This window comes from Gilliamella sp. wkB195, assembly GCF_001690445.1.
Lineage (GTDB): Bacteria > Pseudomonadota > Gammaproteobacteria > Enterobacterales > Orbaceae > Gilliamella > Gilliamella apicola_E.
Genome location: NZ_LZGP01000007.1, coordinates 1 through 16,083 on the forward strand (window position 1 = coordinate 1; position 16,083 = coordinate 16,083).

The following is a 16,083-nucleotide window of genomic DNA, read 5'->3' on the forward strand; positions in this document are numbered from 1 at the left end:
CATCGCTCAACGGATAAAAGGTACTCCGGGGATAACAGGCTGATACCGCCCAAGAGTTCATATCGACGGCGGTGTTTGGCACCTCGATGTCGGCTCATCACATCCTGGGGCTGAAGTAGGTCCCAAGGGTACGGCTGTTCGCCGTTTAAAGTGGTACGCGAGCTGGGTTTAGAACGTCGTGAGACAGTTCGGTCCCTATCTGCCATGGGCGTAGGAAAATTGAGAGGGTTTGCTTCTAGTACGAGAGGACCGAAGTGAACGCACCGCTGGTGTTCGGGTTGTGATGCCAATTGCATTGCCCGGTAGCTACGTGCGGAATAGATAAGTGCTGAAAGCATCTAAGCACGAAACTAGCCTCGAGATGAGTTTTCCCTGAAGAGATTCAGTAAGGTCCGTTTGAGACTAAGACGTAGATAGGTCAGGTGTGTAAGTGTAGTGATACATTGAGCTAACTGATACTAATGAACCGAGAGTCTTAACCTTACAACTCGGAGTTGTTTTGGGATACGCGAAGTTGAGATTAAGAAATCATCGAAAGATGGTTAAAGATTAATAAAACAGTTTGTTCCGGATTGAGCGATTGGTGAAGATATGTGATAATCATCATCAGTTGAAAAAGAGAAGACAGAATATGTCTGGCGGTAATAGCGCGGTGGTCCCACCTGACCCCATGCCGAACTCAGAAGTGAAACGCCGTAGTGCCGATGGTAGTGTGGGTATTACCCATGTGAGAGTAGGGTGCCGCCAGACTTTTAAATTAGAGCGAAAGCCCAGCAGCAATGCTGGGCTTTTTTGCATTCTACAATTAGTAAAAGTATATTCATGAATCATTTATTATTCAGATCCATTTGTCTAAGGAGTAAACAGTGGATAATTTAAACTTTTTATATCAATTTTTTGGTTCAGATTTTATTGAAAAATACACAACAGTTCCTCAACTAATTGGTATATTAGGTTATCTTGTCGGTGTTAGTGCCTTTTTGCAACGTAATGATAATGCATTTCGATGGCAATTAACGATTGTTAACGTCATTATGACGCTGCATTTTTATTTATTAGGTCCTGAATCCTATCCTGCTGCTATACTCAATATTGTAAATATTTTTAGAAATGTTACTTCGACTTATACTAAGAATTTTTTAGCAATGTTTTTCTTTATTGCATTGATGTGGATATTTTATTTTTTTACAACGCCGGATTGGAAGCAATTCATTAATTATTTCTCGGTTATTGGAACGACATTAGTCACCATTGCGCTATTTCGATTTGAACAACAAAAGATGCGATTACTTATATTATTGAGTAGTGCTTTATGGATCATTTATAGTTTATGGATAGGATCTTTAGGAAGCCTAGCGATAGAGATAACATTTGCGCTAATTAATATAATTACTATTATTAAATTATCTCAAAAATCTCGTATATAATATTAGATTTAGTCGATTAATATCAATTTCCTATTTATTTATTAGTGTATGTATGAAACAATTCAGTTATATAAAAAAATAAATTTTTGAGGTAGTCAGTGATCGATAATGATGGCTACCGTCCAAATGTAGGAATCGTTATTTGTAACAGGTATGGTCAAGTACTTTGGGCTCGTCGATACGGGCAAAATTCTTGGCAGTTTCCTCAGGGCGGAATAAAACAAAACGAAACGCCTGAACAAGCAATGTTTCGTGAACTTAATGAAGAAGTAGGATTACAACCCAAAGATGTAAGAGTTTTGTCGGTTACCAATGGTTGGCTAAGGTATAAACTACCTAAACGAATGATTCGTTGGGATAATCAGCCAGTGTGTATCGGCCAAAAGCAGAAGTGGTTTTTATTAGAATTAATATCTGATACATCGGTAATAAACTTAAATATTTCACCAACTCCAGAATTTGATGATTGGAAGTGGGTAAGTTATTGGTATCCTATAAGGCAGGTTATTGCTTTTAAGCGTGATGTATATCGTAAGGCGATGAAAGAGTTTTCTTTACCAGTTTTTACTATACAATCTGACATAGAAGATCCTATAACAAATCTTTCTAAGAAAAAACGATTTAACTTCTTTACTCATAAACGAAAAAATAAACAGCGTGTTAAAAAATGAACCAATTTTTACAATTCCCCAATTTTGATCCCATTGCTTTTTCAATCGGACCTATTTCCTTACACTGGTACGGTGCAATGTATTTATTTGGCATACTTGGCGCCTTATATTTAGCTAAGCGTCGAGCTAACAAACCAAATAGTAATTGGACATCGCAACAAGTTGAAAATTTACTATTCTGGGGATTTTTAGGTCTCTTCATTGGTGGACGATTAGGCTATATATTATTTTATAACTTTGATGCTTTTATTGATGAGCCTGCAATCTTATTTCGAGTTTGGGAAGGCGGCATGTCTTTCCATGGTGGATTGATTGGTGCAATTTGCGTAATTGCTATATTTGCTAAAAAGACCCAAAAAACATTTATGCAAGTAGCTGATTTTGTTGCACCGTTAGTTCCGATCGGTTTGATGTTTGGTCGTTTTGGTAATTTTATTAACGGTGAACTTTGGGGGCGTGTAACTAACTCATCAATTGGTATGTTATTTCCGACTTCGACTCATGCCGATTTTATGTTTGTACAATCACATCCCGAATGGTTTTCTTTATATAGCCAATTAAATGGTGTTTTACCAAGACACCCATCACAAATTTATGAAATGGTATTTGAAGGTATAGTCTTATTTATTATCTTGAACCTTTTTATCCGTAAACCACGTCCAACAGGTGCTGTGTCAGGGCTATTTTTGGTTTGCTATGGAATATTCAGATTCATCATAGAGTTCTTCAGACAACCAGATGAACAGTTAGGATTATTTTTGAATTTTATTAGTATGGGACAAATTCTCTGTCTACCAATGATTATTGGTGGGATATTGATCCTTTTATATGCATATAGATTTAACAATAAGGTTATCTCAAAATGAAACAATATTTAGCATTAATGCAAAAAATTTTAGATGAGGGAACACCTAAATCAGATCGAACAGGGACAGGTACATTATCGATCTTTGGTCATCAAATGCGATTTAATTTGCAAGATGGCTTTCCGTTGGTAACAACAAAAAAATGTCATTTACGTTCAATTATCTATGAATTGCTTTGGTTTCTTAAAGGGGATACCAATATTAATTATTTAAAAGATAACAAAGTAACGATATGGGATGAATGGGCAGATGAAAATGGTGATCTTGGCCCAGTTTATGGTAAACAATGGCGTGCTTGGGGAGCCGCTGATGGCCGTCAGATAGATCAAATCTCTCAATTAATTGAACAAATTAAACATGATCCTGATTCAAGACGAATGATCGTTTCTGCATGGAATGTTGGCGAACTGGATCAGATGGCATTAGCGCCATGTCATGCTTTTTTTCAGTTTTATGTTGCTCAAGGTAAACTCTCGTGTCAACTTTACCAACGTTCATGTGATGTATTTTTAGGATTACCCTTTAACATTGCCAGTTATTCATTATTGGTTCATATGATTGCTCAGCAGTGTGATTTAGAAGTTGGTGATTTTGTTTGGACTGGTGGTGACACACATCTCTATTCTAACCATATGGAACAGACCCATTTACAATTAAGTCGTGAGCCGAAACCATTGCCTAAACTTGTTATTAAACGTAAGCCACCTACAATTTTTAATTATGAGTTTGAAGATTTCGAAATTGTTGGGTATGACCCCTACCCTGCAATTAAGGCGCCTGTAGCTATTTAGAATCAAAAAAAGTTGAGGAGCGGCCTTTTTGAGCATGTTTCAATACAAAAATTACTAAAAATTATAGAGCAGGGATTAATCAATTTAATCCCTAACATCTTTTTAAAAACATTATCTTTACAAAAAAATCTATTAATAAAATGATGTTCCATCATGCTTAATTATTTTATTTTTCTGCCGCTTGATTCAAGATTGGTATATAATGATTCACTTTGTTTAAATTGTTATTTAATCTTAATATGAGTCAAGAAATTCATCCTACTTTTACAAAACGGTTATTACATCCTCGTTACTGGTTAACGTGGTTTGGTATTAGTGTTTTATATCTAATCGTATTGTTGCCATATCCAATAATTTATCAAATAGGAAAAGGCTTAGGATTGCTTTCAATGAAGTTAATCGGTAAGCGTAAAGAAACCGCAAAACAGAACTTGAAACTATGTTTTCCTGAAAAAACTGATCAAGAACGCGATAAAATATTAAGAGATAATTTTATTTCAACTGGACTTGCTATATTTGAAACGGGTATGGCTTGGTTTTGGTCAGATAAAAGACTTGCTAAACACTCTTCAATTGTAGGTGATTCGCATATCACTCGCATACAACAATCAGGACAAGGTGTTCTATTAATTGGGATTCATTTTTTAACATTAGAGCTAGGTGCACGTATTTTAGGAATGAGCCATCCTGGTGTTGGTGTCTATCGACCAAACGATAATCCCGTTATGGATTATATTCAATTAAAAGGACGGTTAAAATCAAACAAATATATGTTGGATCGCTATAATACTAAAGGCATGATTAGAGCACTAAAAAATGGTGAATTGTTATGGTATGCCCCTGATCATGATTATGGCCCTAAAAATAGTGTATTTGCTCCACTTTTTGCTGTCGAAAAAGCCGCAACCACAATAGGGACGAGAATTTTAGTTAAATTAGGTCAACCAGCAATTATACCTTTCACCCCTAAACGTGAAACAAAAGGTCATTATACCGTTTATGTGACTCCTGAACTTAAGGGATATCCTATCGATGATGATGTTCAAGCAGCCACGTTTATGAATAAAGCAATTGAACAAGAAATCCTTAAAGCACCAGAACAATATATGTGGTTGCATCGACGATTTAAAACTCGTCCTAAAGGTGATGCGCCTTTATATACTGATAAAGTTCAATCAGATTAATTTAACAAATTCGATTGTGAAAAACGATAAGATACGATATGCAAAAACTAAATAAAATAATTTTGTATTGCCGGCCTGGATTCGAAAAAGAATGTGCGGCAGAAATAACTGATAGGGCAATACAAAAAGAGATATTTGGATTTGCGAAAGTTAAAGAAAATAGTGGTTATATAATATTTGAATGTTACCAAGATGGTGATGCTCAATTGTTGATTAAAGAAATTTCATTTCGAACACTGATTTTTGCCAGACAAATGTTTGTTGCAGGTGATTTATTAGTTGATTTACCAACTGAAGATCGTATCACACCTATAATCGAGGCGTTATCTGGCATTGTTGATAAAGCTGGTGATTTGCGGGTCGAAGTTGCTGATACGAATGAAGGTAAACAGTTAGCAGGGTTTTGTCGAAAATTTACGGTCCCTCTTCGACAAGCTTTACGAACTAAGCGCATCCTTTTAAAAGTTCAAAATCCATCGCGACCAGTAATTCATCTATTATTTATTAACAATAATAGTTGCTATGTAGGATATTCTTTAAGTCAAAATAGTTCGCCTTTTTATATGGGAATACCAAGATTAAAATTTCCAGCCGATGCGCCAAGCCGTTCAACGTTAAAACTAGAAGAAGCTTTTCATATTTTTATTCCTTATGAAGAGTGGGATGAACGACTAAAAGGTGGTTTAAATGCAGTTGATTTAGGTGCGTGTCCTGGAGGGTGGACTTATCAATTAGTCAAAAGAAGCATGATGGTATATGCTATAGATAATGGTCCGATGAATGAAAAACTTATGGAGTCAGGGCAAGTTAAACATTATCGTGAAGATGGCTTCAAATTTATACCTAAAAAGCATAATATTTATTGGCTAGTGTGTGATATGGTTGAAAAACCAGCCAAAGTAACAGAATTAATTGCCAAGTGGCTTATTAATGGTTGGTGCCGAGAGACAATTTTTAATCTCAAGTTGCCAATGAAAAAACGTTATGAAGAAGTAAAACAAAATTTACAATTACTAATAAAAGAACTAAATAATAATCAAATCAATGTACAAATTCAGGCTAAGCAGCTTTATCACGATCGTGAAGAAGTGACTGTTCATGTGCAACGAATTTGGGGATGAAAATTTATAAGAGAATGGGTATGAAATTAAAACAATCCTTTTATGCTATTGTTATGTTAGCATTATTTTCGCTTTTAATTGGCTGTAATCTCAGCTTATCGAAAAGTGGTAAATATGATGAGACTAAAGATTCCAATTATTATTTGTCGCAAGCTGAATCAAGTTCAGGAAATGCCAAAATCGATTGGCAATTGTTAGCTGTGCGGGCTTTAATAAATGAGAATAAATTGTCTCAAGCAAACAAATTATTATCTGAGCTCCCTACTAATCTTAATGCTGAACAACAAAAAGACCAATTGTTATCTCAAGGCGAAATAGCCTCCAGAAAAGGACAGCCATTTAATCTTAATCAACTATCTGCTGATAAATTAAATGATTCACAATCATATCGTTATTATTCAATAAAATTAGCTTTAGATCGCAAAGCTAGAAATATAAATGAACAAGCTCATGATTATTTATCTTTACAAAAATTTGCCCCAGAAAAACATCAAAAGCAGATATTAAATAATACTTGGAAATTCTTTAGCAAACTATCTGCAAGTCAGATAAGTCAAATTTCTGCTGCTGATAATGAAGTAATATTAAGGGGTTGGATTGATTTAAGTTATACATATAAAAGTAATAATAAAAAAGCATTAGCTCAGTCAGGTGATAGTACTGATGTTGTTGATGCAACAAATAGTAGTCAAAGTGCACAATTAAAACAAGCTATTGAAGATTGGTCATCAAGATATCCAAATCATCCAGCTCAAGAGATTGTTTCGGCGCTAATAGGTGGCCAAAAGCTTTCTGTTGATAATGTAAATACGAAAACAGTTGCTTTATTATTACCTTTAAATGGCTCTTCTCGTATATTTGGTAATACAATTCGTCAAGGTTATGTTGATGCAGTTAAATTTTATCCACAAGAGCCGCAACAAAATGTTGTTGTTTTAGATACCGCATCATTACCAATGGAAAGCTTAATTGAACAAGCTCAAGCACAAAATGCTGAATTAATTGTTGGTCCATTATTGAAAGAAGAAGTCATTAAAATAAAACAGTTAGCACCTTCTATTCCTGTTTTAGCATTAAATAAAGTGGATGATGGCACTGTTTCCTCTAATAAGATGTGTTTCTTCGCATTATCTCCTGAAGATGAAGCAAAAGATGCAGCTGACCATATTTATGCTCAAAATAAGCAAAAACCACTGTTAATTGTTCCACAAACTGATTTAGGTAGACGAGTTGCTAAAAGTTTTGCTAAACAATGGTCACAAATTGCTAATGGTTCTCAAGCTTATGTCCAGTATGTTGGTAGTATCGGTACTTTAAGGGGCAATATGAATCATAATAGTGGAATAAGTTTAACTGGCCGCCCAGTCTCTTTTGATGATGGCAGTGCTACGACATCATCAAGTTCCGCTGGTTTTGACGCGATTTATGTTTATGCATCATATGACGAATTAACGTTAATAAAACCAATGCTTGATTTGGGAGCGGGCAAAACTATTGGTAATGGATCATCATCAGTTACGCTTTATTCTAGTTCTAAAAGCCATGTGGCAAGCGCTTCAAATGATTTTAATTATGATATGAATAAAACTGAGTATGCTGATATTCCATTGATTATTAAGTCATCTGATAGAACGTCTTCCCTTATCCCTGGCAATATTCAAAAAGATTATTCTTTAACTCGATTATATGCTATGGGTATTGATGCATGGAGACTAGCTAATCGTTTCAATCAATTGGATTCTTATCAACCTAATTTTTTAGATGGTATGACCGGTAAATTGTCAACAAGTAATCAATGCGAAGTAACGCGATCACTTTCTTGGCAAGAATATATTTATGAAGCATCTGATCAGTCCTCACAGCAAAGCGAATAGTAAAAAAATTGGTCAGTATTATGAACAATTAGCTTGCCAATTTTTAACCAAGCAAGGACTTGTATTATTGGAACAAAATAGCCTATACCAAATTGGTGAAATTGATTTAATTATGCGAGACAAGACCTGCTTGGTCTTTATTGAAGTTAGATATCGAAAAAATGCCCATTTTGGTGAAGCTGAAATGACAATATCGTTTAATAAACAATCTAAAATTAAACAAGCTGCACAACTTTGGATGTTAGAAAATAACTTTAATATTGAAGAAACAGAGTTTAGATTTGATGTTTTTGCCATAACGGGCAAAGATCAAAAATGGATAGTTAATGCGTTTTAATGGTTAGGTGAAAAACGTGCAAGATTTAATAAAAAATTATTTTACTGAAAGTATTCAAACTCAAATAGTGATGGCGGAATCACTAGGCTCTTCAATTGAAAAAGCAGCTAATATTATTGTTGGTGGATTACTTAATGGTAATAAGATTATGGGGTGCGGTAATGGGGCAGCAGCTGCCAATGTACAAAGCTTTACTTCACGCTTAATTACAAGTCTTGACATTGAAAGGCCAAGTATTCCTGCTATTGCTTTAGTTTCGGATAATGTTTTGTTAAGTGCAATATCAAATCATGAAGAGATATATGCGCGACAAATTCAAGCTTTAGGGCAACAAGGTGATATTTTGATTATATCCACTTGTGAAGGTAATAGTCGCTCAATTATTCGTGCCGTCCAAGAAGCTGTGATAAAAGATATGAAAATTGTTGCATTAACCGCATTTGATGGTGGTGAAGTTATCGGGCTGCTTGGTCAGAATGATATTGAAATTAGAATTCCATCTTACAAAAAGGTGATGGCTTACGAAATGCACACAATGATTTTGAACTGTTTATGCCAATTAATTGAAAATACTTTGTTTATTCATACAGAATAAGTTGAAATAAAAACAGTTTAGTTCTGCATTAATAGCGTTTTTTGTGCTATAATTATAAGCTATTTTAAGATTTAAATTAATAAGAGAACATGGTGTTATGACCGAACTAGCCAAAGAAATAACTCCCGTCAATATTGAAGACGAATTAAAATCCTCTTATCTTGATTATGCAATGTCTGTTATCGTCGGGCGTGCTTTGCCTGATGTACGTGACGGACTAAAACCCGTCCATAGACGAGTTTTATTTGCTATGCATGAAGCTGGATACGACTGGAATAAACCTTACCGAAAATCTGCTCGTGTTGTCGGGGATGTAATCGGTAAATATCATCCACATGGTGATTCTGCTGTTTATGACACTATCGTTCGTATGGCACAACCATTCTCATTACGTTATATGCTTGTTGATGGTCAAGGTAACTTTGGTTCTGTTGACGGCGACTCTGCTGCTGCAATGCGTTATACCGAAATTCGTATGCAAAAATTTGCCGGTGCATTGTTGACAGATCTTGACAAAGAAACCGTAGACTTCTCGCCAAACTATGATGGATCAGAAATGATCCCTGATGTCCTTCCAACTCGAATTCCTAATCTACTCATTAATGGTTCATCGGGTATTGCAGTTGGTATGGCAACTAACATTCCTCCTCATAATTTAGCTGAAGTGATTAATGGCTGCTTGGCATTCATTGAGGATGAAAATATCTCTGTCGATGGTTTAATGGAGTATATTAAAGGTCCAGATTTTCCTACCGCAGCATTAATTAATGGACGTAAAGGTATTGAAAATGCCTATCGAACTGGTCGTGGTATCATTTATATTCGTTCTAAAGCAACGGTTGAAGTTGATGATCACACTGGTCGTGAAACGATTATTGTTAATGAAATTCCTTATCAAGTTAATAAGAAAAAATTAATCGAAAAGATTGCAGAGTTAGTCAAAGATAAAAAAATTGAAGGCATTTCAGCACTGCGCGATGAGTCAGATAAAGATGGTATGCGTATCGTTATTGAAATTAAACGCGATGCCGTTGGTGAAGTTGTTCTAAATAATCTTTTTTCATTAACTCAACTACAAGTTTCTTTTGGTATTAATATGGTGGCTTTACATAAAGGCCAACCAAAACTATTAAATTTAAGAGAAATGATCGAAGCGTTTGTGCTTCACCGCCGTGAAGTGGTAACGCGTCGAACTATTTATGAACTTCGTAAAGCTCGTGAACGTGCGCATGTATTGGAAGGTTTAGCTATTGCATTAGCTAATATTGACCCAGTGATTGAATTAATTCGTGCTGCAGCTACACCTTCTGAAGCTAAAGCTAAATTATTATCACAAGCTTGGCAACTAGGTAATGTTGCTGCAATGCTTGAAAAAGCTGGTAATGATGCAGCTCGCCCAGAAGATTTAGCGCCAGAGTTTGGTATTCGAGATGGCCATTATTATCTTTCAGAAGCTCAAGCTCAAGCCATTTTAGATCTTCGTTTACATCGCTTAACCGGGCTTGAACACGAAAAAATTCTTGATGAATATAAAGAGTTACTAATTCAAATTAGTGGTTTACTCCATATTCTTGCAAGCCCTGAAAGATTAATGGAAGTTATTCGTGAAGAGCTTGAAGCGGTTCGCGATCAATTCCAAGATGCAAGAAGAACAGAGATTACTGCAAGCAGCGCAGATATCAATATTGAAGACTTAATTGCTCAGGAAGATGTTGTCGTTACACTTTCTCACCAAGGTTATGTGAAATATCAACCGCTATCTGATTATGAAGCGCAACGTCGAGGTGGTAAAGGCAAATCGGCAACAAAAATTAAAGAAGAAGATTTTGTTGAGAAGTTATTAGTTGCTAATACTCACGATACTATACTTTGTTTCTCTAGCCGTGGCCGTTTATATTGGATGAAAGTGTATCAATTACCAGAAGCCAGCCGAGGTTCTCGAGGTCGTCCAATTATTAATTTATTACCACTTGAAGCTGATGAACGCATTACAGCAATTCTACCTGTTCGTGAATTTGATGATGAACATTGTGTATTTATGGCAACAGCACAAGGTACGGTTAAGAAAACCTCTCTAATTGAATTTAGTCGTCCTCGAAGCGGTGGCATAATTGCTATTAACTTACGTGATGATGATGAACTTATTGGCGTTGATTTAACAAGTAATGAAACATCTGATATCGTTGATGATGAAGAACTAAACGATGATGTGGTTGTTGAAGAGACTGATAGTGATGATGAAGTCTCTCAAATCTCTAATACTGAAGACATTATGTTATTCTCTGCTAATGGTAAAGTGGTTCGATTCCCAGCGAATAAAGTTCGTTGCATGGGACGAACTGCGACAGGTGTTCGAGGTATTAAATTAGAAGGTGATGATAAAGTTGTATCACTAATTGTTCCTCGAGGAAATGGTGCAATCTTAACTGCAACTCAAAATGGTTATGGAAAACGTACTGAACAAGAATTATATCCAACTAAATCACGCGCTACAAAAGGGGTTATCTCTATTAAAGTGAGCGAACGAAATGGTGCAGTAGTTGGTGCAGTACAAGTTGAAGAAACTGACCAAATCATGCTGATTACTGATGCGGGTACCTTAGTACGTACTCGTGTATCTGAAGTAAGCATAGTGGGTCGAAACACTCAAGGGGTAACCTTAATTCGAACAGCTGAAAACGAAAAAGTGGTCGGATTACAACGAATTGCTGAAACGGAAGATGATGATGAATCGGAATTGTCCCAAGAGGCTTATGATAGTGATGATTCCGCTCAAGAATCCGAAGAATAATTTTTAATTATAAAAAAGGATTAGCCACACAGACTAATCCTTTTTTGTTTTCGAAAACCACGACAAGGAATAGAATTACATGTCTTTCTCAATAAAAAAAGTTGTAACTAATCTTGCTTGGCAAATATTAATTGCCTTGGTCTTAGGTATAGTGGCAGGTGCTTTTCTATATGAATTAGCTGATCCTAGTCATGTATTACATTCATATTATCAATTTGCAATTGTTAATATTTTCCAACCAGCAGGTGATATCTTTATCCGCTTAATTAAGATGATTGTATTGCCAATTATTCTTAGTACTTTAACGTTAGGTATAGCAGGCATTGGTGGTTCAAAACGTTTAGGAATGCTTGGTTTTAAAACTATTCTTTATTTTGAAATTATTACTACTATTGCTATTTTGTTAGGTCTTTTTTGGGGAAATTTCTTTGCACCTGGCGCGGGAATTGATTCTTCAACGTTAGCCTCAGCAGATATTAGTAAATATACTAAAGCTGCTGAAGAACTTAGCGGTAAACCGCATGGTTTAATAGTTATGATTTTAGATATGATCCCAGCTAATATCTTTAAAGCAATGTCTGATGGTGCAGTTTTACCTGTTATCTTCTTCTGTGTCTTTTTTGGCTTAGGCTTAATGTCGTTACCGGATAAACAGCGTGATCCATTTTTATTCTTGTTAAAAGTGGTATCAGATACAATGTTTAAAGTCACTAATATGATTATGCGTTACGCACCTATTGGGGTATTTGCATTAATCACGGTGACTGTTGCCAAATATGGATTCGCTTCATTATTGCCATTACTGAAATTGATTTTAACTGTTTATTCAGCAATGATTATATTTACCTTGGTCATATTAGGTTTAGTTTGTAAATTGTGCCGATTTAATATTTTTACCTTATTAAAAATATTGAAAGAAGAACTCGTCATTGCGTTTTCAACTGCAAGCTCCGAAACAGCTTTGCCTAAGATCATTGAAAAAATGGAAGCTTATGGTGCACCGAAAGCAATTACGAGTTTTGTTATCCCTACTGGATATTCATTTAATCTTGATGGTTCAACACTATATCAAAGTATAACTGTTATTTTTCTCGCGCAATTATTTGGTATGGATTTAAGTATTCTGGATCAAATTATCATTGTTATAACATTGATGATAGCATCAAAAGGGATAGCTGGTGTACCAGGTGCTTCAATTTTAGTGTTATCAGCTACACTTGGTAGTGTTGGTATTCCAATCGAGGGTATTGGTTATATTATGGGTGTTGAGCGTATTTTAGATATGGGTAGAACAGTAGTTAATGTTGTGGGTAATGCATTGGCTGCTATCGTTATAGCCCGCTGGGAACATGCTTTTGATGATAAAAAAGCAAGAGCATATGAGCAAGAATATTTAAAATAAGACATCATTTAATTTATAAAGCTTCAGTTGAAACTGGAGCTTTTTTATTAATTTAATCTAATTATCACAATCATAGATATAAAAAAACCCAGCTAAGCTGGGTTTTTTATTTAAAAGTAAAATTATTTAATTTTAGCTTCTTTATAAACAACGTGCTGACGAACAACAGGATCGTATTTTTTGATCTCCATTTTTTCAGGCATTGTTCTTTTATTTTTGCTAGTGGTATAAAAATGACCGGTACCAGCAGAAGAAACTAATCTAATTTTCTCACGTACACCTTTAGCCATGATATGGTTTCCTTATTAGTACTTTTCACCACGGGCACGAAGTTCAGCTAAAACTGCATCAATACCCTTTTTATCGATAGTTCGCATACCTTTAGCAGATATACGTAATTTTACAAAACGTTTTTCACTCTCAACCCAAAAACGGTGAGTTTGAAGATTTGGTAGAAAACGACGTTTAGTAGCATTCATCGCATGAGAACGATTATTTCCCACTAAAGGACCTTTTCCTGTTACTTGGCATACTCGTGACATGTCAATAATTCTCCGAAATTTCTATGCTTAAGCCTTGGGCGTAATATGTTAATGGAATTAACCTCGTCAGGCTTTTAGTTTGCTGCAGTTCTATTTGAGAAGCAGTCTAACCTCTCACACTACACCCATAATAATGAGGTAGCGAAGTATACGCTTTTACTGGTAAATTCTCAAGCATTATCTTATCTAAGCTTAAAAATAAGTTTTTAATTGAAAAAGATTAATAATTTTAAGTTCATTATTATGATTAAATAATTATCTCATAATTCAGATTGTTTTTGTTCAATATAAAACGATTTAATCTTATAATAACCTTGTTTTAATACTATGGATTTTAAATTTCATCTATTAGTCTGAATTTATTTACTTTCAAGGAGATAGTATGAGTCAGTTTACGCCATATAGCATCTATGGCATTATCGGTTATCCTTTGGGGCATAGTATGAGCCCACTTATTCATACTACATCTTTCCAAGATTATGGTATTCCTGCCGTACTTGTACCTTTTCCTACACCACCAGAGGAAATTGCGACACTTTTTAAATCAGTACGATTACTAAATATCCGTGGTTTGTGCGTTACGATCCCTCACAAACAAACTATTATTCCTTATTTAGATGAAGTCACTAATCATGTTAAAAAAGCGGGTGCAGCTAATTTAGTTTATTGGGATGGTGATAAGCTTTGTGGCGATAACACCGATATTATTGGTTTTATGCAACCACTAGCGCAAAAAAAATTACCAGCTGAATATAAAAAAGTGTTAATACTTGGGGCGGGCGGTGCAGCACGTGCGGCGGTTGTTGGATTACAAGATCTTGGATATAGTGATATAACAGTTACCGATATTGTCACTGATTTACCCGAAGCATTAGCTAAAGAATTTAATCTTAAAACGGTAGCTTGGTCGGATAGAGATAAAGTTGAAGCACAGATTATTGTCAACTCTACTCCATTAGGTATGCAAGGTAAATTTGAAGATCAAACCCCTTATGAACAAGCATGGTTTAAAGGTAAAGGCATAGCTTACGATATTGTGTATACACCATATAACACGAAGTTTAGACAAGAAGCTGAAAAAGCAGGATGGGAATCGATTTCTGGACGTGAGATGTTTATTGGTCAAGCAAATGCTCAATTTAAAATTTGGACAGGAAAAGAGCTTTCAGATAGGGCAAAACAAGCTGTGATTGATGCTTTATCAGGTAAATAAAAGCTAAAAATTAACCATCTCATTCAATTGGGATGGTGACTGAATATTTAATCTTCATCTTAAAAATTTATTAAATCGACTAAGATTGTTAAAGTGATTAGTAAATTTAAAATGTGATTAAAAGGGAGTATTTATGACTAATTTAGAGTTACAAGCATTTCGCCGTTTTCTGATGCTAAAAGTATCAGAGGCAAGTGAGTATATCGGTAAAACGGACGTAAAAACTTGGCATGATTGGGAAAACGGAGTTTTACCTGTTCCTGAAAATGTCGCAACTACAATGAAAGAATTAAAAAATCTTCGTAGTGAAAAAATAAAACTGATTATCAATAGTATTAATGATCGTGTTGGAAGTAATACCATTCGATATTTCATGACATATCAAGAGTTTAAAAAAGTGAATCCTGAATTAGATGTGATTCAATGGCGATTGCATCAATCGATTGCTACTGAACTTTATTTTAGAGGTTTAGAAAAGTTGTGTTGATTGTTATGCTCAACACTAGATTATGTTTAAAGAATGCTAGGTAAATTGCATTAAATTATTTACACTTTTTTGGATATTATTATTCATTAAATCATATGGATAATAAAATCAAATTGTAAAAAAATATTGCAAAAATAAAAATGAATCACTAGCATACATAAATAACTTATTTTAAGATCTGTATATCAAGAAGGGCCCAAAATGAAAAAAATAATTTTTTTAGTTGGCGCAAGAGCTGCTGGCAAAACAACAATGGGTAAAATGTTAGCCAAAGAGTTATCATTTTCTTTTATCGATACAGATTGTCATTTACTTGAAACCACGCAAAAAACGGTTGCTGAGATTGTAGAAAAAGAAGGTTGGGAAGGTTTTCGTGCTAGAGAAAGCCAAGTCCTTATTGATACCGCTAAGCCAAATCGCGTTATTGCAACTGGTGGCGGTATGGTATTAGCTGAGAAAAATCGACAGTTTATGAAGCAAAACGGTGTTGTCATATTTCTATCTGCGCCTGCTGAAATATTAGCAGCTCGTTTGATGAAAGATCCTAATATTGCTCAACGACCATCATTAACGGGTTTATCAATTTCTGATGAAATGGAGAAAGTTCTTGCTGAACGTTTACCTTTATATCATGATGCTGCTCATCATATTGTAGATGTTGATCAAGATGAAAATTTAATTCTAAATCAAATGATTGAAAAACTGAAAAATCATTAACTCTACTTCTTTCATTTTCTTCCATTAACTATTCGCTAAGCTATTTTTATAAATTAGTTTTTATC

At 34.9% G+C, this 16,083-nt stretch carries 16 protein-coding genes and 2 rRNA genes; 16 read left to right on the forward strand and 2 right to left on the reverse strand.

What is annotated here, in order from left to right:
- From A9G08_RS01360 to gltP, 13 genes are all read left to right on the forward strand, one after another.
- Positions 1–483 (forward strand): 23S ribosomal RNA (locus tag A9G08_RS01360); the annotation flags it as partial.
- A 151-nt stretch (positions 484–634) separates the two neighbouring features.
- Positions 635–750, forward strand: a 5S ribosomal RNA gene (rrf, locus tag A9G08_RS01365).
- A gap of 116 nt (positions 751–866) precedes the next feature.
- The gene (locus A9G08_RS01370) at positions 867–1,427 is read left to right on the forward strand and encodes a YgjV family protein (protein ID WP_065561971.1); all 561 of its coding nucleotides are present in this window, start codon (positions 867–869) and stop codon (positions 1,425–1,427) included.
- A 98-nt stretch (positions 1,428–1,525) separates the two neighbouring features.
- Positions 1,526–2,098, forward strand: a complete 573-nt coding sequence (gene rppH / locus A9G08_RS01375; protein ID WP_065561972.1) for an RNA pyrophosphohydrolase — start codon at positions 1,526–1,528, stop codon at positions 2,096–2,098.
- Entirely contained in the window at positions 2,095–2,964 is an 870-nt protein-coding gene (gene lgt, locus A9G08_RS01380; protein WP_065561973.1) for a prolipoprotein diacylglyceryl transferase, read from the forward strand. Before rppH ends, lgt begins: the two co-directional genes overlap by 4 nt.
- Positions 2,961–3,755, forward strand: coding sequence for a thymidylate synthase (gene thyA, locus A9G08_RS01385; protein ID WP_065561974.1), 795 nt, complete (start codon positions 2,961–2,963; stop codon positions 3,753–3,755). The genes lgt and thyA overlap by 4 nt, the downstream gene beginning before the upstream one ends.
- Before the next feature lie 239 nt (positions 3,756–3,994).
- Positions 3,995–4,939, forward strand: coding sequence for an LpxL/LpxP family Kdo(2)-lipid IV(A) lauroyl/palmitoleoyl acyltransferase (gene lpxL / locus A9G08_RS01390; protein WP_065561975.1), 945 nt, complete (start codon positions 3,995–3,997; stop codon positions 4,937–4,939).
- Between the two features lie 38 nt (positions 4,940–4,977).
- On the forward strand, positions 4,978–6,060 hold the full coding sequence (rlmM, locus tag A9G08_RS01395; protein WP_065561976.1) for a 23S rRNA (cytidine(2498)-2'-O)-methyltransferase RlmM: 1,083 nt from the start codon (positions 4,978–4,980) through the stop codon (positions 6,058–6,060).
- A 20-nt stretch (positions 6,061–6,080) separates the two neighbouring features.
- Complete coding sequence (locus tag A9G08_RS01400; RefSeq protein ID WP_176701503.1) at positions 6,081–7,934, forward strand: penicillin-binding protein activator; 1,854 nt, start codon at positions 6,081–6,083, stop codon at positions 7,932–7,934.
- The gene (locus A9G08_RS01405; protein ID WP_065561978.1) at positions 7,897–8,271 is read left to right on the forward strand and encodes a YraN family protein; all 375 of its coding nucleotides are present in this window, start codon (positions 7,897–7,899) and stop codon (positions 8,269–8,271) included. Before A9G08_RS01400 ends, A9G08_RS01405 begins: the two co-directional genes overlap by 38 nt.
- Before the next feature lie 16 nt (positions 8,272–8,287).
- Entirely contained in the window at positions 8,288–8,866 is a 579-nt protein-coding gene (locus A9G08_RS01410) for an SIS domain-containing protein (RefSeq protein ID WP_065561979.1), read from the forward strand.
- Between the two features lie 97 nt (positions 8,867–8,963).
- Positions 8,964–11,657 (forward strand): DNA topoisomerase (ATP-hydrolyzing) subunit A, encoded by a 2,694-nt coding sequence (gene gyrA / locus A9G08_RS01415; RefSeq protein WP_065561980.1) that lies wholly within the window; start codon positions 8,964–8,966, stop codon positions 11,655–11,657.
- 91 nt (positions 11,658–11,748) lie between these two features.
- The gene (gltP, locus tag A9G08_RS01420; RefSeq protein WP_176701505.1) at positions 11,749–13,059 is read left to right on the forward strand and encodes a glutamate/aspartate:proton symporter GltP; all 1,311 of its coding nucleotides are present in this window, start codon (positions 11,749–11,751) and stop codon (positions 13,057–13,059) included.
- Positions 13,060–13,181: 122 nt separating this feature from the next.
- Here the strand turns inward: gltP and rpmG are convergent, their stop codons facing one another.
- Both rpmG and rpmB read right to left on the reverse strand, forming a co-directional pair.
- Entirely contained in the window at positions 13,182–13,349 is a 168-nt protein-coding gene (gene rpmG, locus A9G08_RS01425; RefSeq protein WP_034884348.1) for a 50S ribosomal protein L33, read from the reverse strand.
- A gap of 15 nt (positions 13,350–13,364) precedes the next feature.
- The gene (gene rpmB / locus A9G08_RS01430; RefSeq protein ID WP_025314527.1) at positions 13,365–13,601 is read right to left on the reverse strand and encodes a 50S ribosomal protein L28; all 237 of its coding nucleotides are present in this window, start codon (positions 13,599–13,601) and stop codon (positions 13,365–13,367) included.
- A gap of 382 nt (positions 13,602–13,983) precedes the next feature.
- Between rpmB and aroE the strand changes: the two genes are divergently transcribed.
- From aroE to aroL, 3 genes are all read left to right on the forward strand, one after another.
- The gene (gene aroE, locus A9G08_RS01435) at positions 13,984–14,814 is read left to right on the forward strand and encodes a shikimate dehydrogenase (RefSeq protein WP_065561982.1); all 831 of its coding nucleotides are present in this window, start codon (positions 13,984–13,986) and stop codon (positions 14,812–14,814) included.
- Between the two features lie 133 nt (positions 14,815–14,947).
- The gene (locus tag A9G08_RS01440; RefSeq protein ID WP_065561983.1) at positions 14,948–15,301 is read left to right on the forward strand and encodes an Aca2/YdiL-like domain-containing protein; all 354 of its coding nucleotides are present in this window, start codon (positions 14,948–14,950) and stop codon (positions 15,299–15,301) included.
- A gap of 201 nt (positions 15,302–15,502) precedes the next feature.
- Positions 15,503–16,018, forward strand: coding sequence for a shikimate kinase AroL (gene aroL, locus A9G08_RS01445; protein ID WP_065561984.1), 516 nt, complete (start codon positions 15,503–15,505; stop codon positions 16,016–16,018).
- Positions 16,019–16,083: the final 65 nt, after the last annotated feature.